The following is a 15,600-nucleotide window of genomic DNA, read 5'->3' on the forward strand; positions in this document are numbered from 1 at the left end:
GACGTCTGGCATGTCATCGTGAAGACAGTAAGCGCGAGTTCATCCCATGACCCTGCATGATGTCGAGTGCCGCACCCATAGCGGCGAGCCCTTCAACCTCCGCGCCCTGCGTGGCCAGGTGCTGCTCGTGGTAAACGTGGCGAGCAAGTGCGGCTTCACCCCTCAGCTAGCGGAGCTAGAGGCGCTCTATCGTGAACACCGCGAGCGCGGCTTCACCGTGCTCGGGTTCCCCTGCAACCAGTTCGCACGGCAGTCGCCGGAGTCCGCCGAGCAGTTCTGCGCTTTCGGTGAGCGTGAGTTCGGTGTCACCTTTCCCTTGATGGAAAAGGTCGAGGTCAATGGCGCCAAGGCCCATCCGCTGTTCAAACGCCTGAAGGCCGAAGCCCCAGGATGGATGGGGACGCGCGCCATCAAGTGGAACTTCACCAAGTTTCTGGTCGCCCGAGACGGCCGTGTGCTCAAGCGCTATGGGCCTCGCGATGGGGGCGACGCCATGATGCTGGACCTCGAGCGGGCACTGGACGAATCCTGACCTCTCTCCCGCTCAGCGTATGTCTCCTCCGCGCGCCACTACCAGCCGTTCCACCAGTTCGTTGTAGCGATGGCGCACCATCATGGTGGTCAGGCCCGAGAACAGCGCCCAGAACTTGCGTCGCCAGCCCTTGAGGCGAAGGTTGTGGGCGACCAGACGGCGCATCAATTGGTGGTCATCGAACTTGCGCCACTCACCGGCGACCGACATCTGCTGACGCGACAATACCGGCGCCAGCTCGATCCGAAAGACCCATTCCAGGTCCTTGAGGGCGATGCCGTCGCGCTCGATCACTTCGACCATCCGCGCATAGTCGGACTCTCTGGGCTCGCGTTCGAGCCACATGGGCGCCAGGGCAAGCCACAGCTCGCCGCGTTCATCGACCAGGGTCTGTGCATCCATCGGGCGGTCTCCTCAAGCGGTGGGCAGCATCCTGCCCGACCCCGTGCCGGTGGGCAAGAGAGTGACGCGATCGCCAGCACACCCGGACAGGGCCCTGGTGTGTTCAGGCGCAATGCGCGGCAAGGAAAAGCGCGGGAAGTCAGGGGCATGTGCACAAAGGCGGACAGGGCGGCGCTGTGCCGCTAGAATATCGCGACCACGCTCTACACATTGGATGGCTCTCCCTCGGGAGCCGCGAGTAACGAAGAGGTCTGTCGTGATCATCAAGCCCAAGGTACGCGGATTCATCTGCACCACCACCCATCCCGTCGGTTGCGAGAAGAACGTCCTCGAGCAGATCGAGGCGACCCGTGCGCGCGGCCTCGATGCATCCAAAGGGCCCAAGAAGGTGCTGGTCATCGGCGCCTCCAGTGGCTACGGTCTGGCCGCGCGCGTCACTGCGGCCTTCGGCTACGGCGCCGATACCCTGGGGGTGTTCTTCGAGAAGCCGGGCAGCGAGAAGAAGCCGGGTACGGCGGGCTGGTACAACTCTGCCGCCTTCGACAAGTTCGCCAAGCAAGAAGGGCTCTACAGCAAGTCCATCAATGGCGACGCCTTCTCCCACGAGGCTCGTGACAAGGCGATCGAGCTGATCAAGGCCGACATGGGCCAGATCGATCTGGTGGTCTACTCGCTGGCTTCCCCGGTGCGCAAGCTGCCCGATTCCGGCGAGCTCAAGCGTTCTTGCCTGAAGCCCATCGGCGAGACCTATCGTGCTACCGCCATCGATACCAACAAGGACACCATCATCGAAGCCCAGGTGGAGCCGGCGACCGAGCAGGAGATCGCCGACACCATCGACGTCATGGGTGGCCAGGATTGGGAACTGTGGATGGAGGCGCTGTCCGAGGCCGGCGTGCTGGCACCCGGCGCTCGCAGTGTGGCGTTCAGCTACATCGGTACCGAGATCACCTGGCCGATCTACTGGCACGGCGCCCTTGGCAAGGCCAAGGAAGACCTGGACCGGGCAGCCTCCGCCATCGATGACTCGCTCAAGCAGAGCGGTGGCGGCGCCAACGTGGCGGTGCTGAAGTCCGTGGTGACCCAGGCCAGTGCGGCGATTCCGGTCATGCCGCTGTACATCGCCATGGTGTACCGCGTGATGAAGGAGCAGGGTCTGCACGAAGGCACCATCGATCAGCTCAATCGTCTGTTCGGCGAGCGCCTCTACGGCGGCGAGGCGACCACCGATGACGTCGGGCGCCTGCGCCTGGATGACTGGGAGTTGCGTGACGATGTCCAGCAGGCGTGCAAGGACCTGTGGCCCCAGGTGACCAGCGACAACCTGTTCGACATCACCGACTACGCCGGCTACAAGCACGAATTCCTGAAGCTGTTTGGCTTTGAGCGCGATGACGTCGACTACGACGCCGACGTTGATCCTGTCGCCGAGTTCGACGTGGTGCAGCTGTAAACCAGAGGACTGCCGTTCGGCGATGAAGGAGGCCGCGACCGAGAGGTCGCGGCCTCCTTCGATGTGAAGCCCGCAGACCTTGGGTGTCGACCTGGTGTAGCCCATGCGCAACGGACATGGGCGCTGAATCTCGCAGATCAGTGGCGTAATATATGCCTCGCGCACACTCCTCGAGACCCCCCATGCCACACACCGTCAGCACAACACGTTCGCCGGATTTGCTTCGACAGGTCGGGGTCGTGGTCATGCCGGGGTTTTCGCTGCTGGCGCACGCCTGTGCCACCGAACCGCTGCACGTGGCCAACTTGCTGCACGGGCGAACCCTGTATCGATTGACCAGCTACGCCAGCGGCGGCGACGCGGTGACCAGCGCCTCCCAGCAGACGGTGTTGCCACGCGCCGCGCTGGGGGAGGCGGAGTCGCAACCCGACATGGTGCTGGTGTGTGGTCCGGCCAAGCTGCCGGGGGGCATTCCTGATGACCTGGCCGCCTGGCTCAGGCGTCTGGCGGCGTCCGGGGTGGTGCTTGGCGGTATCGGCGGTGGCACCGAAGCCCTGGCCCGGCTGGGCCTGCTGGATGGCTACCAGGCAACGCTACCCTGGCAGCGTTTCGAGGCCTTCGCGGCGGCCCATCCCAGGGTGCGCCTGTCACAGCAGCTGTTCGAGATCGACCGTGACCGGATCACCTGCGGTGGGGGGACCGCCGCCATGGACATGATGATCACCCTGGTGGAAAGCCACCACGGCTCAGGCCTTGCCACTCGTATCTCCGAGTACTTCGTGATGGAGCGCATCCGCATGGGGGACGAGCCCCAGCAGATCCCCCTGCGTTCACGCCTGGCCCATGCGCCGGACAGCCTGGTCGAGGCGGTCCAGCTGATGGAAGCCAACATCGAGGAGCCGCTGTCTACCCATGAACTTGCCGAGCACCTGGGGATCTCTCGCCGTCAGTTGGAGCGGCTGTTCAAGAAGTACCTGAAGTCGGTGCCGAGCCGCTACTATCTGGACCTGCGCCTGCAGAAGGCCCGTCGAATGTTGCGCGATACCGACCAGCCCGCGGGCGAGATCGCACTGCAGACCGGCTTTTCTTCTGCCGCCCACTTTTCCACGGCCTATCGCAACCACTTCGGCATGACCCCGAGAGAAGAGCGACTGGGCTGACGCTCGACGCCTTCTGTATCCGGTACGTCTTCAGGCCTTGATGAGCGACGCTTGTCGGAATGGTCTGGTCCTGAGGGTAACGGCTGCTGTCTTCACCGTGCTTCTCCCCTCCGTCGCGTTTCAGCTTCTCGCTCCGACCCTCTCGCTTCGCCCCTGCTCGCTCCCGCATTTCTAGCCCCGTCTGCACTCGCCCCGTCTGCACTCGTCGCCCCGTCTGTACGTGCTCCACTCGCCTCTGCGCTCTACATCATCTCCAGCACGACTCCTCTCGCTCATCTCTCGCTCCTTTCTCGCTCCTTTCTCCCCGGCTTCTGTCGTCCTATCGTTTCGCCTCTTGCTATCTCTACTGTGCACTGCCCGATGTGCCTACCCGCTAACAATTGGCGTATTTCCTTCTTTTGCGTCGCCGAGTGCATAGGCCGGCACAGCATGGGCGCGTAAGGAATCTCCAATAAATGCTACATAGATACCGTAACTCCTGGAGCCGTTACGGCTTGTCCGCTGGCCGAGGTCAGGCAACGGCCAAGCAAATGGCTCTGCTTTCGTCCCAGGAATGTCGATGGGCGTGTCGATAGCGGCCCGGGACGAAAAAAAATGAAGAAGGCGTGTAAGAAAGTCGCGGGTAACAACTACCAACCACCATGAACAACAGACGAGTTGCTCGGAAGTCTGCCGCTATTGAGGTCGGAATTCTGTGCATATTCGAACGAAGCGTGAATGAAACGGTAGCAGAAAAGTGGAGGTGTCAGGATGCCATCCACGCAAACTAAAAAAGTGAAGACGGAGAGTTAGACATGAACCACACCACCATTTCTCGACTGGGTTTCTATGTGGCCCTGTACGGCGTCGTCGCCATTCTTTTCTGGATCGGCTTTTTCAAGTATCACCCCGATGAAGCTGCAGCGATCCAGGGCATTGTGGCCAGTTCGCCACTGATGGCCTGGCTCTATGATGTCGCCAGTGTCAATCAGGTATCGGCCGCGATCGGAACCGCCGAGATTATCGTCGGCCTGCTGGTAGCCGCCTATCCCATCTCGAAAAAAGCCGGCCTGGTGGGTGGTGCCTTGGCAAGCGTGATCTTTCTGACAACGACCAGCTTCCTGTTGACCACGCCGGGTGTACTGCACGTCAGCAGCCTGTCCGGTGACACCCTGGCGTTCCCGTCCCTGTTCGGAGGCTTCCTGGCCAAGGATCTGGTACTGCTTGGCGCATCGCTGGTGATCACCGGCTCAGCCTGGCAGGCAGTGAGTGCAGAGCGTAGTGCACAGCATGCCAAGGACGACGCTCTGGTTGCTGATGCTGCATAGAAATGAAAGGGCTTTTCGGTCTCGGGAGTGTGGCTTTCCCGGGCTGGAAAGCCCGCTCCGCGCCTGGTCCCTTTGTGAAGGGGCGCTGGTGGAGGACATGGCTACCAAGGTGTGTGGGCGCAAGAGTCCGTGTCGGCGCACTTTTCTAATCAAGAAGTTTGGGTGAATTAAATCAGCAGCTTAAACGAATATTGTGCCTGAATGATTAGATGGACATATTTGCAATTGCCAATATGAGGGATGCCGATTAGATTTGATGTTGCCGGGTAACAAAACGTTACGACGAGAGTCGGAAAGACGGAAAGTGGTTAGACCGAAGATAGAAGTAGAGGGCAGAGTGTCGGCGCGTCCAGGAAGATGATCCCAAAGGATGCTCGATAACGCACAAAATATCAGAACGATTCAACGTCGAAACACTATCGACGACTCCAAGGAGAGTGACATGAAAACCAAAATGATCTTTGCCGCAGTGATGGCCTCCATGTTTGCCGCTGGCAGTGTCTATGCCATGGACTCCGACACCCTGCAAAAGCGCATGCAGGAAATCGAAGAGCGCAGCACCGAAGCCTCTGAAGAGCAGAAGGTCGAGGCCCTGGAGCAGGAAGTGGCTGAGCTCAAGGACCTGCTGCAAATGACCGTAGAGAGCCTGGAAGAGTCCCAGTAACACAAGCTGGAGAAAGACACGCTGGAACGCTGACGTAAAGGGCGCTCGCTCTGCAACCCGAGAGGATCGCCCTGGCAGCGCATGAACTAGCCAAAAGGACATGCAAGCGTGAAGGGAAATGTCGGTAAGGTGATAGAAAAGGTGTGCTCATCTTGATGACTCCCTTATCTACAGCGGCAGGGACGCCGTCTTGCCTTGCGGGTTTGAAGCGCTCTTTGGGTTGGTTGTGACAAGACGTTGGGCATCAATACGCTGGCGGTTTCCGCTGGGTAGATGCCGCCAGCCAGAAGCGCTAGTGGTCAAACCAATGTTCGGACTGTGCAAGTCTGATCATGCAGAGCAAGCGTCGGTTGCGTGCTGAAATGGTGCCCTTTAGATTGATCTTGTTGATTTGTGAACAGTGTTTTTCGAACGGATATCGATGCCTGTTCGCCGACAGGTGGACGTTCATGGACCGAGCGCCTCAAGGACTTGAGTCGAAGGATTGGCTCACTGGCCGCAGGGACGCGGTCTTGCAGAGCGATTGAAGCGTGACATTGGATGTCCGGCGGAAGAGCTCGGGAGTGGTCGTCGAAGCGCCTACCTGTCGGTGGCCGTGACGCACCTTGGCTTTCACTAACGTTGGTTGATTACCGCTTCCTGCCACCACCCGGCAGCGCCATCCAGGGGCGGCGGTCAGGACAAGTGGTCGAAGGATGTTCGACGAAAACGAGGAGAGAGACATGAAAACCAAGATGTTGGCAACTGCAGCGCTGGTCTCGATGATGGCCGTCGGCTCAGCCTTCGCCATGGATTCCGATACCTTGCAGAAAAACATGCAGCGGATCCAGGAGAATGCCGAAAGCGCAGAGCGCCAGGCCAAGATTGCAGCCCTCGAGCAGGAGGTTGCAGAGCTGAAGGAACTGCTGCGCGAGACCATCGCGGCGTTCCAGGAAGCGAATATGTAAGTCGTCAGCAAAGACGGCAGCAGTGTTGTCGCGTTTCGCGACCGCTACGTGAAAGGCTCACTCAGGTGGGCCTTTTTAGCGCTTGAAGGATGCTGCGTTCGAATGCTCCTGCGTTCATGACATGCTCAACCGTGGCTACGCTGCTGCGGTCTGCTGGTAACCAGCGCTCGTCCATCGATGGGAGGAAGGTCAGGGCAGGGCAGCCGATACCGATTCCTATGCTGATGCCGATGGACAGCATCCTCGACAGTCACGTCATGTCCGAATCTGCCCCCTTCAGGGCCGGCCCTGTACTGCGCATCGCTGCTGCGGGGCACTAGTCTGCAATCTCCCCCCCCCCCTTTGCTGGAGATTGGACATGACCAAAGCACTTCTCGTCATCGATGTTCAGGCCTCGTTTCTCGCGCGCCCCTACTGGGATGCCACTCGACTCGGTGATTGGCCGGAAGCTCAGCGCGCCTTGATCGATCTGGCACGCGAGGCAGGCATGTTGATGGTGCGAATCATCCATACGGAGCCGGGAAGCCAGGGCGCCTTTGATCCCGACAATGGATTGACCCGAGCCATGGAGGGCTTCGAAGACCCCGCTGATGTGACCTTTTACAAGACCGCCCACAACGCCTTCACCGATACAGGGCTGGACCGCTGGCTACGCGGTCGAGGGGTGTCTCGGCTATGGATCAGCGGTATTCGCACCGAGCAGTGCTGCGAGACCACCACCAGGGTGGCCTCCGATCTGGGATACGCCGTGGACTTCGTCAGTGAAGCGACCCTGACCTTTGCCATGCAGCGGGGAGCGCGAACCTTCAGCGCCAGCGACATCCGCGAGACATCGCCGAGCGGGTGGGGGTGAGCGACGAACGTCAGTTGCGCCGGCTGTGGAAGCGCTTTGAAGCCGACACGCCTGCCCGGTGGCGCCGCCAGCATCGCCAGTGGACGCAGGCTCAGCCGGACTGATGTTCAGTAGGCCCAGGTTCGGCTGGTCGAGGTTCTTCTGGTCGCGGTTTCGCTGGTCGAGGCTCGGCGTGGTCGGCCTTGGCGGCGATCAACGCACGAAACAACGAGCCCATCATCACCGGAGTGTCCTGTTCGATGACGAAGCCTGCCTGGTCCAGCAATGGCCGGGCCTGGCGAGTGATATCGGTGGCGATGGCGGATGTCAGCAGATTGAGCCCCCTGCGCGCCAGTCCCGAGGGCCGCTCGTCGCTCTGGAACTTGTCCATCACGCATAGCTGGCCGTCGCCTTTGAGGACGCGATGGGCCTCGGCGAGCCCCTTTGCCGGATCCGGCATCACCGCCAGGATCAGGTGCATCACCACCACATCGAAGCTGTTGTCGGCGTAGTCCAGCCGCTCGGCGTCCATGGTTCTGGCCTCGACGTCGATGCCAAGCCGACAGGCGCGATCCTTGAGACGCTTGACCATCGCCGGGCACAGGTCGCTGGCGTGGATCTCCAGGTCGCGCGGTAGCCACGGCAGGTCAAGGCCGGTGCCGGCCCCCACCAGCAGTACCTTCATCCCCGACTGCCAGCACACCTGATTCAGGGCGCGCCGCCGAGCCCTGGCAAAGGTGCGCTGGGCCACCGCGTCGTAGACGGGGGCATAAAGCGAATAGCGCCAGCGGTTCCAGACGGTGGTGTTGAGCATGGCGGAGCCCCTGGAGGTGATAGTGATCGGGTCAGGTCCTGCGGGAGTCTTCAGCCTAGACGAAGCCTGGGTAGGCGTCATGACGATGGTGCAAGGGCAGGGCGCAAGGACAGAGCTTTGTGAAAAAGCGGGTCCCATTGCTGAAAGCCGTGGAGCGAGGGCGTCCCTATACTCGAAGCATCGATCCATTTCATGCTTTGCAGTAGCGCGCAAGCTGCGCGCTCCCGTCCGACGACGGGCAACGCCAACCACAGCGGAGATCCCCGATGAGCCATACCCCGAGCCGTGCCGACTTCGACCAGTACATGGTGCCCAACTACGCTCCTCAGAAGGTCATCCCGGTGCGCGGCGAAGGCAGCCGTCTGTGGGATCAGGAAGGCCGCGAGTACATCGACTTCGCCGGCGGCATCGCGGTGAACTCGCTGGGTCACTGCCACCCGGTCCTGGTCGAGGCCCTCAAGGCCCAGGCCGACAAGCTGTGGCACCTGTCCAACGTCTACACCAACGAGCCGGCACTGGAGCTGGCCCGGGAGCTGACCGAGCGCACCTTCGCCGACAAGGTCTATCTGTGTTCTTCCGGTGGCGAGGCCAACGAGGCCGCGCTGAAGCTGGCGCGTCGCTGGGCCCATGACAAGCACGGGGCCCACAAGGACAAGATCATCTCCTTCCGTCAGTCCTTCCATGGTCGCACCCTGTTCACCGTCAGCGTGGGTGGCCAGCCCAAGTACTCTCAGGGCTTCGGGCCGGTGCCCGGAGGCGTGCTCCACGCCGAGTTCAACAATCTGGACAGCGTGCGCGAACTGGTCGGCGACGACACCTGCGCCATCATGGTCGAGCCGATGCAGGGCGAGGGCGGCATCGTGCCGGCCACGCCCGAGTTCCTCCAGGGCCTGCGTGACCTGTGTGACGAGCACGACGCCCTGCTGGTGTTCGACGAGGTGCAGACCGGCGTGGGCCGCTCCGGCTCGCTGTACGCCTACATGGACTACGGCATCACCCCGGACATCCTGACCAGCGCCAAGAGCCTGGGCGGTGGTTTCCCGGTGGGCGCCATGTTGACCACCGATCGCGTCGCCCCGGTGCTGGTGCTGGGCACCCACGGCTCTACCTACGGCGGCAACGCCCTGGCCTCGGCGGTGGCATTGGCGGCGATCCGTCATATCGACACGCCGGAAGTGCTCGGTGGCGTCGCCAAGCGTCACGACCTGTTCCGCGAGCACCTGGAAGCGATCAACCGCAAGCACGGCGTGTTCAAGGAAATTCGTGGCATGGGACTGCTGATCGGTGCCGAGATGGCTCCCGAGTATGAAGGTCGCGCCAAGGACATCCTGCCGCTGGCCATCGAGGAAGGTCTGATGGCGCTGATCGCCGGCCCCAACGTGCTGCGCATGGCGCCGTCGCTGGTGATTCCCGAGGCCGACATCGTCGAGGGACTCGAGCGTCTCGAACGCGCCATCGCACGGATGGTCAGCGCGTCGTGAAAGGTGCCGATCAACATGAGCTGACGGGAGGGCATCCGATGCTGGCCGTTCGCCCTGTGCGGCTAGGTGACCTGCCGGCGCTGGAGCGCCTGGCGGGTTCCGCCCAGCCACGTTTGACCAACCTGCCGGCCCACCGTGATCGCCTGGAAGAGCGCATCGCGCGCTCCCAGCGGGCGTTTGCCAGTGAGGCCGAGGTACCCGGCGACGAACACTACACCTTCGTGCTCGAGGATCGCGAGCGCGGCGAGGTGGTCGGTACGGCGACCATCCGCGCCCTGGCCGGGGCCACCGAGGCGTATTACACCTATCGCCAGGAAACCCTGATCCACGCCTCGCAGCAGCTCAATGTTCGCCGTGAGGTGCCGACACTGGCGCTGTCCCATGAGGTCTCGGACGCCAGCCTGCTGTGCGCGCTGTCGCTGGATCCGCGGTACAAGGGCACCAGCGCCGAGAGCCTGCTGCGCCGTGCCCGGCTGATGTTCATCGCCCAGTACCCCGAGCGCTTCGCCGAGGTGCTGGCGATGGCCTTCCCGGGGTATCTGGACGACGACGGCGAGTCGCCGTTCTGGAACAGTGTCGGTCGCCACTTCTTCGTGCGCGACTACCACGAGATCAACTACACCGCAGGCGTGCGCTCGAAGAGCTTCATTGCCGAGGTGATGCCGCAGTTCCCGCTATACCTGGCGCTGCTGACGCCCCAGGCGCGCGCGGCCATCGGACGCGAGCACCCGGCCCACGAGGCGGCGCTGGAAGAGATGCTGGCCGAGGGCTTCCTGCGCTCGCGCCACGTCGACCTGTTCGACGCAGGCCCGGTGATCAAGGGCGATCGCATGCGCCTCGAGTCCTTCCGTCGCGCCGCCTGGCACCCGGTACGCATCCGCCCAGAGCACGCTCTACCCGATGCCGAGCCTGCGATGGTCGCCAACCAGCGCCTGGACGGCTTCTGCTGCACGGTGGCGCGCTACGCGCTGTCGCCCACCGGCCAGCTGATGCTGTCGCCGGCCCACGCCGAACTGCTGGGCGTGGAAGAAGGACGTGCGGTGCTAGCGGCGCCGCTGGGGCTGAGCGATGACGGGCTCGACCCGGGCTACGACGAGGGAGAGCTGTAATGCGCATGCGACCGATCATGGAAGGGGACCTGGACGAACTCCAGGCGCTGGCTCGGGAGACCGGGGTCGGCTTCACCTCCCTTCCCGATAACCGCGAGTTTCTGGCGGACAAGATCGCCTCCGCCACGAGCGCGTTCAACGAGCAGACCCCGGTGGACCAGCGTCTCTACTTCTGCGTGCTGGAGGACGAGGAGAGCGGGCATCTGGCCGGCTGCTGCGCCATCGAAGGGCAGGTCGGGCGTGAAGTGCCGTTCTATCACTACCGCGTGGGCACCCTGGCGCACTCGTCCAAGCAGCTCGACCTGCATCGCACCGTCGATACGCTGTTTCTGAGCTCGGATCACACCGGCGACGCCGAGGTCGCCTCGCTGTTCCTGCGCCCGGAGTTCCGGGGTACCGATCGCCGTCATCAGCGCAACGGCGCGCTGTTGTCGATGATGCGTTGGCTGTTCATGGCCGAGTTTCGCGATCGTTTTCCCGAGAAGGTGCTGGCCGAGATGCGCGGACGCTTCGACGAGAACGGACGCAGCGCCTTCTGGGACTGCCTGGGAGCCAACTTCTTCCCCATGGACTTCAACGAGGCGGATCGGCTGACCGGCCTTGGCCAGAAGAGCTTTATCGGCGAGCTGATGCCCAAGTTCCCGATCTATACGCCGTTTCTTTCGGAGCAGGCGCGTGCCTGCATCGGTCAGGTCCACGAGCACACCCGCCCGGCGCTGGCCATGCTCAAGAAGCAGGGGCTGCGCTGGGAGGGCTATATCGACATCTTCGACGGCGGTCCCACGGTCGAGGCCTACATCGACGACGTCAAGGGCGTGCGCTTGTCGCGACACGTGCGTGTCGAGGTCGACCCCAACGCCGACAGCGCCGAGCGGCCCCAGTGGCTGGCGGCGACCACCCGCATGGCCGACTTCCGTGCCGCCTGGGTCGGGCGTGGTCCCGACGCCGACGGCGTGCTGGTGCTCAATGACAACGAGGCGCGCAGGCTGGAGGTCGCCTCCGGCGACACCCTGCGCGTGCTGAATTCCGACGAGGAGGCGTGATGCAGCCCACACAACAATTGCTTATCGATGGACAGTGGATGTCCGGCGACGCCGAGGCCTTCACCAAGCTCGACCCGATCACCGGCGCCGAGCTGTGGCAGGGCAAGGCCGCCAGCGCCGAGCAGGTCGCCCAGGCCGTTGCCAGCGCACGCAAGGCTTTTCCCGACTGGGCATTGACCTCGCTTGAGCAGCGTGAAGCCCTGGTCGAGCGCTTCCGTGGCGTGCTTGAAAGCCACCGCGAGGACCTGGCGGCCAGCATCGCCCACGAGACCGGCAAGCCGCTGTGGGAAGCACGCACCGAGGTCGGCGCCATGATCGGCAAGGTGGCGCTGTCCATCCGTGCCCGCGAGGAACGCACCGGAGAGCGCGAGCGTGACCTGGGCGACGCCCGAGCGGTACTGCGCCATCGCCCCCATGGCGTGATGGCGGTATTCGGCCCCTACAACTTCCCCGGCCATCTGCCCAACGGGCATATCGTGCCGGCGCTGCTGGCCGGCAATACCGTGGTGTTCAAGCCCAGCGAGCAGACCCCGCTGACCGCCGACCTGACCCTGCAGTGCTGGCTCGAGGCCGGCTTGCCGGCGGGCGTCATCAACCTGGTCCAGGGCGCGGCACAGGTCGGCCAGGCGCTGTCCGCCGATGCCGGTATCGATGGCCTCCTGTTCACCGGCAGCGCCAAGGTCGGTGGCCTTCTGCACAAGCAGTTCGCCGGCCAGATGGGCAAGGTGCTGGCGCTGGAGCTCGGCGGCAACAACCCGCTGGTGGTCAAGGACGTGCCGGATGAGGACGCCGCGGTGCTGACCATCCTGCAGTCGGCCTTTCTGTCCGGGGGCCAGCGTTGCACCTGCGCCCGCCGCCTGATCGTGCCCGAGGGCGAGGCCGGTGATCGCCTGATCGACGCCCTGAGCGGTGCCATCGAGCGCCTGCGCGTGGCCGAGCCCTTTGCCGAGGAGGCGCCGTTCTACGGTGGTCTGGTCAGCGTCGAGGCGGCCGAGGGGCTGCTCGCCGCCCAGGCAGACCTGGAGGCTCGCGGTGGCAAGGTGCTGTCGCGCATGCGCCAGGTCGAGCCGGGCACTAGCCTGCTGACACCGGGACTCGTCGATGTGACCGGGGTCGAGGTGCCGGACGAGGAACACTTCGGGCCGCTGCTCAAGGTCTACCGCTACCAGAGCTGGGACGACGCCATCGCACTCGCCAATGACACCCGCTATGGCCTGTCCGCCGGGCTGATCGGTGGTGAGCGGGCCGATTGGGACGACTTCCTGCTGCGCATCCGCGCCGGTATCGTCAACTGGAACCGCCAGACTACCGGCGCCTCCGGCGACGCGCCCTTCGGCGGCGTCGGCGACAGCGGCAACCATCGCCCCAGTGCGTATTACGCTGCCGACTACTGCGCCTACCCGGTCGCCTCCGTCGAGAGCGAAGCCCTCAACCTGCCCGAGAAACTGCCGCCGGGGGTGAGTCTGTGAGCGATATGAGCCAGCGGGACGTGGTCGAGGTCAACTTCGACGGCCTGGTGGGGCCGACCCACAACTACTCGGGGCTGGCCCACGGCAACGTGGCGTCGATGTCCCACGGCGGCCTGGTGTCCAATCCTCGCGAGGCGGCGCTGCAGGGCCTGGCCAAGATGAAGGCGCTGAAGGACGCAGGCTACGTGCAGGGCGTGCTGCCGCCGCAGCAGCGCCCTGACCTGGGGGCGCTGCGCTCGCTGGGCTTTGCCGGCGACAACGGTCAGGTGCTGGCCCAGGCCGCCAGCCAGGCGCCGCAACTGCTGCGCGCGGTGTGCTCCGCCTCCAGCATGTGGACGGCCAACGCCGGCACCGTGACACCGAGCCTGGATGCCGCTGATGGTCGAGTGCACTTCACCCCGGCCAACCTGCAGTCGAGCTTCCACCGCTTTCTGGAGCCGGAGACCACCGGTCGGGTGCTGGCGGCGATCTTCGCCGATCCCGCCCACTTCGCCCATCACCCGGTGCTGCCGGCGACCCCGGCGTTCTCCGATGAAGGCGCGGCCAACCACACCCGGCTGTGCGGCGAGCACGGTGAGCCGGGGGTGCACCTGTTCGTCTACGGGCGTCAGGCCTTCGGCGGTGACGGCGTCGAGCCGCGTCGCTTTCCGGCGCGCCAGACCCTGGAGGCCAGCCAGGCCATCGCCCGCCAGCATGGGCTCGCTGAGCATCAAGTGGTCTACGCCCAGCAGCACCCGGATGCCATCGACGCCGGGGTCTTCCACAACGATGTCATCGCCGTGGGCAATGGCCCGGTGCTGCTCTACCACGAGCTGGCCTTCCGTGACGAAGAGGCCACCCTCGATGCGCTGCGCGAGAAGATGTCGACGCCGCTGATTCCGGTGCGGGTACCGCTTGAGGCGGTCAGCCTCGAGGACGCGGTGGCCTCCTACCTGTTCAACTCCCAGCTTCTGTCCAATGACGACGGCAGCATGACCCTGGTTGTGCCGGGGGAGTGTCAGGAGCGTGAGGCGGTGTGGCGGTGCATCCAGGATCACCTGCTGGCCGGCAACAACCCGATCGGCGAAGTGGTGGTCAAGGACGTCAAGCAGAGCATGCGCAATGGCGGTGGTCCGGCCTGCCTGAGGCTCAGGGTGGTGCTGAGCCAGGCCGAGCGCGAGGCGCTGTCCGGCCGGGTGCTGCTCGACGACGCCCTCTACGCCGACCTGGTCGCCTGGGTCGAGCGTCACTACCGCGAGCGTCTGGCACCGGAAGACCTGGCCGATCCCAGGCTCGCCGAGGAGACATTGGCGGCGCTGGACGAGCTGACGTCCCTCCTCGCGCTGGGCCCTGTGTACCCCTTCCAGGGGGCTGGCAACTGAGCACCGATGGGCTGAAATAGCCATGCGTATCCTGGTTGCTGTTTGTCGATTCGACCCCACCTCTTGGTGGGGTTTTTTATTGAGCGAGATCGCCAGGTGGGCCTTGGTGCAGCGCTTCTGCCCAGGGCATATAACGCAGCGAAAAGACCGCGTCCGGATGGCAGTCGTTGCCGCGCTGACGGGGGCGTGCGGGCATTGCCTGGAAGTCGGATTCGGTCGCGCTGGTGCGGGCGAAGGCTTCGCGGACGACGCCGATGCGACAGCTCAGGGCGTCGCGGTAGGCCTGGCGCATGGGCGGATCCAGGTTGCGGGCGCCTTCGTCGTCCTGCCACCACACCTGCCAGCCGCTTTCGGCGATGTCCTCGGCCCAGGCCGCGTAGACCCCTGGCGTCACGAAGCCTCCGCTGAACATGCTCAGGTGCAGCGGGCCCGTTAGTTGTTGGCTGGCGCAGGCCAACTGGCGCGTCAGTTCCTGGCGTACGCCGGGTTCACGAAACAGCCAGTCATCGAGTTCTTCCGGCAGGTACCAGCCCACCGGTGTCAGTGGCCATTGGCGCTGGATCTGCTGCTGTCGCGCGTGGGCCTTGGCCAACTGCTGGTACCAGTAGTGACGGAAGCGGGCGTTGTCGGGGAGGGTTTCGTAGTACTCGGGGTCCTGATAGAGACCGATAATCAGCTCGAGTCCCTGGCGTTCGGCGTCGACCAGGGCGTTGGCCAGCCAGCCATCGGCGCCACCGAAGGTCTCTTCGCCGTACTGGGTCCACTGCACGATCAAGGTGTGGACGCCGTTCTCACGGGTACGCCGCCACAGCGTCTGCCACTGCTGTCGGCTGAGCGAGGCGTCGCGATTCTGAGGCTGGTAGAACAGGGTTTCGCTACGGTAGGCCTCGGCGGCTCTTGTCAGGAGGCTGTCGTCGGCGGCAGCGACCGTCCCCACGGGCATGGCAAGGACCACCGTCAGGGTCAGTGGCGCGATAATGCCAGCGAATGGGACTGGCACCGCGGTGCCTTTGAGGTGTCCGGCCA

At 64.0% G+C, this 15,600-nt stretch carries 15 protein-coding genes; 12 read left to right on the forward strand and 3 right to left on the reverse strand.

Annotated features, from left to right (window positions below; all coding sequences use genetic code 11):
• Nucleotides 1–46 precede the first annotated feature (46 nt).
• Nucleotides 47–532 carry a glutathione peroxidase gene (locus tag NFG58_RS03125; protein WP_045990894.1) on the forward strand — a complete coding sequence of 162 codons (486 nt, stop codon included), beginning with the start codon at nucleotides 47–49 and terminating at the stop codon, nucleotides 530–532.
• Nucleotides 533–544: 12 nt separating this feature from the next.
• Here NFG58_RS03125 and NFG58_RS03130 read toward each other — a convergent pair whose 3' ends face one another.
• On the reverse strand, nucleotides 545–934 hold the full coding sequence (locus NFG58_RS03130; RefSeq protein ID WP_108131267.1) for a hypothetical protein: 390 nt from the start codon (nucleotides 932–934) through the stop codon (nucleotides 545–547).
• Between the two features lie 256 nt (nucleotides 935–1,190).
• On the opposite strand from NFG58_RS03130, the gene fabV reads away from it, so the two are divergent.
• From fabV to NFG58_RS03160, 6 genes are all read left to right on the forward strand, one after another.
• Nucleotides 1,191–2,387, forward strand: coding sequence for an enoyl-ACP reductase FabV (gene fabV / locus NFG58_RS03135; RefSeq protein WP_045990896.1), 1,197 nt, complete (start codon nucleotides 1,191–1,193; stop codon nucleotides 2,385–2,387).
• A 182-nt stretch (nucleotides 2,388–2,569) separates the two neighbouring features.
• The gene (locus NFG58_RS03140) at nucleotides 2,570–3,547 is read left to right on the forward strand and encodes a GlxA family transcriptional regulator (protein ID WP_181248576.1); all 978 of its coding nucleotides are present in this window, start codon (nucleotides 2,570–2,572) and stop codon (nucleotides 3,545–3,547) included.
• Nucleotides 3,548–4,341: 794 nt separating this feature from the next.
• Complete coding sequence (locus NFG58_RS03145) at nucleotides 4,342–4,854, forward strand: DUF417 family protein (protein ID WP_108448003.1); 513 nt, start codon at nucleotides 4,342–4,344, stop codon at nucleotides 4,852–4,854.
• A gap of 442 nt (nucleotides 4,855–5,296) precedes the next feature.
• The gene (locus NFG58_RS03150) at nucleotides 5,297–5,518 is read left to right on the forward strand and encodes a hypothetical protein (protein WP_045990898.1); all 222 of its coding nucleotides are present in this window, start codon (nucleotides 5,297–5,299) and stop codon (nucleotides 5,516–5,518) included.
• Between the two features lie 722 nt (nucleotides 5,519–6,240).
• On the forward strand, nucleotides 6,241–6,465 hold the full coding sequence (locus NFG58_RS03155) for a hypothetical protein (RefSeq protein ID WP_124802861.1): 225 nt from the start codon (nucleotides 6,241–6,243) through the stop codon (nucleotides 6,463–6,465).
• Nucleotides 6,466–6,823: 358 nt separating this feature from the next.
• Entirely contained in the window at nucleotides 6,824–7,318 is a 495-nt protein-coding gene (locus NFG58_RS03160) for an isochorismatase family protein (RefSeq protein ID WP_348827584.1), read from the forward strand.
• Nucleotides 7,319–7,409: 91 nt separating this feature from the next.
• Here the strand turns inward: NFG58_RS03160 and NFG58_RS03165 are convergent, their stop codons facing one another.
• Nucleotides 7,410–8,111 (reverse strand): class I SAM-dependent methyltransferase, encoded by a 702-nt coding sequence (locus NFG58_RS03165; RefSeq protein WP_348827585.1) that lies wholly within the window; start codon nucleotides 8,109–8,111, stop codon nucleotides 7,410–7,412.
• A gap of 266 nt (nucleotides 8,112–8,377) precedes the next feature.
• Here NFG58_RS03165 and NFG58_RS03170 point away from each other — a divergent pair, with 266 nt between their 5' ends.
• Genes NFG58_RS03170 through astB form a run of 5 tightly spaced genes read left to right on the forward strand, consistent with a single transcriptional unit; the run spans nucleotide 8,378 to nucleotide 14,574 of the window.
• The gene (locus NFG58_RS03170; protein WP_108448006.1) at nucleotides 8,378–9,592 is read left to right on the forward strand and encodes an aspartate aminotransferase family protein; all 1,215 of its coding nucleotides are present in this window, start codon (nucleotides 8,378–8,380) and stop codon (nucleotides 9,590–9,592) included.
• Nucleotides 9,593–9,630: 38 nt separating this feature from the next.
• Entirely contained in the window at nucleotides 9,631–10,701 is a 1,071-nt protein-coding gene (locus NFG58_RS03175) for an arginine N-succinyltransferase (protein WP_222515663.1), read from the forward strand.
• On the forward strand, nucleotides 10,701–11,744 hold the full coding sequence (astA, locus tag NFG58_RS03180; RefSeq protein WP_348827586.1) for an arginine N-succinyltransferase: 1,044 nt from the start codon (nucleotides 10,701–10,703) through the stop codon (nucleotides 11,742–11,744). Before NFG58_RS03175 ends, astA begins: the two co-directional genes overlap by 1 nt.
• Complete coding sequence (gene astD, locus NFG58_RS03185; RefSeq protein WP_348827587.1) at nucleotides 11,744–13,213, forward strand: succinylglutamate-semialdehyde dehydrogenase; 1,470 nt, start codon at nucleotides 11,744–11,746, stop codon at nucleotides 13,211–13,213. Before astA ends, astD begins: the two co-directional genes overlap by 1 nt.
• Before the next feature lie 5 nt (nucleotides 13,214–13,218).
• Nucleotides 13,219–14,574: an N-succinylarginine dihydrolase gene (gene astB, locus NFG58_RS03190; RefSeq protein ID WP_222515818.1), complete on the forward strand. Its 1,356-nt coding sequence runs from the start codon at nucleotides 13,219–13,221 to the stop codon at nucleotides 14,572–14,574.
• A 76-nt stretch (nucleotides 14,575–14,650) separates the two neighbouring features.
• Here astB and NFG58_RS03195 read toward each other — a convergent pair whose 3' ends face one another.
• Nucleotides 14,651–15,574: a DUF4434 domain-containing protein gene (locus NFG58_RS03195; RefSeq protein WP_348827588.1), complete on the reverse strand. Its 924-nt coding sequence runs from the start codon at nucleotides 15,572–15,574 to the stop codon at nucleotides 14,651–14,653.
• Nucleotides 15,575–15,600: the final 26 nt, after the last annotated feature.

This window comes from Halomonas sp. RT37 (genome assembly GCF_040070525.1).
GTDB classification, from domain to species: Bacteria; Pseudomonadota; Gammaproteobacteria; order Pseudomonadales; family Halomonadaceae; genus Halomonas; species Halomonas litopenaei.

What these genes read in the sequence shown, in the direction of transcription:
- NFG58_RS03125 (WP_045990894.1), top strand. Translation starts at nt 47, where the DNA reads ATGACCCTGCATGATGTCGAGTGCCGCACCCATAGCGGCGAGCCCTTC.
- NFG58_RS03130 (WP_108131267.1), bottom strand. Translation starts at nt 934, where the DNA reads ATGGATGCACAGACCCTGGTCGATGAACGCGGCGAGCTGTGGCTTGCC.
- NFG58_RS03140 (WP_181248576.1), top strand. Translation starts at nt 2,570, where the DNA reads ATGCCACACACCGTCAGCACAACACGTTCGCCGGATTTGCTTCGACAG.
- NFG58_RS03145 (WP_108448003.1), top strand. Translation starts at nt 4,342, where the DNA reads ATGAACCACACCACCATTTCTCGACTGGGTTTCTATGTGGCCCTGTAC.
- NFG58_RS03150 (WP_045990898.1), top strand. Translation starts at nt 5,297, where the DNA reads ATGAAAACCAAAATGATCTTTGCCGCAGTGATGGCCTCCATGTTTGCC.
- NFG58_RS03155 (WP_124802861.1), top strand. Translation starts at nt 6,241, where the DNA reads ATGAAAACCAAGATGTTGGCAACTGCAGCGCTGGTCTCGATGATGGCC.
- NFG58_RS03160 (WP_348827584.1), top strand. Translation starts at nt 6,824, where the DNA reads ATGACCAAAGCACTTCTCGTCATCGATGTTCAGGCCTCGTTTCTCGCG.
- NFG58_RS03165 (WP_348827585.1), bottom strand. Translation starts at nt 8,111, where the DNA reads ATGCTCAACACCACCGTCTGGAACCGCTGGCGCTATTCGCTTTATGCC.
- NFG58_RS03170 (WP_108448006.1), top strand. Translation starts at nt 8,378, where the DNA reads ATGAGCCATACCCCGAGCCGTGCCGACTTCGACCAGTACATGGTGCCC.
- NFG58_RS03175 (WP_222515663.1), top strand. Translation starts at nt 9,631, where the DNA reads ATGCTGGCCGTTCGCCCTGTGCGGCTAGGTGACCTGCCGGCGCTGGAG.
- astA (WP_348827586.1), top strand. Translation starts at nt 10,701, where the DNA reads ATGCGCATGCGACCGATCATGGAAGGGGACCTGGACGAACTCCAGGCG.
- astD (WP_348827587.1), top strand. Translation starts at nt 11,744, where the DNA reads ATGCAGCCCACACAACAATTGCTTATCGATGGACAGTGGATGTCCGGC.
- astB (WP_222515818.1), top strand. Translation starts at nt 13,219, where the DNA reads ATGAGCCAGCGGGACGTGGTCGAGGTCAACTTCGACGGCCTGGTGGGG.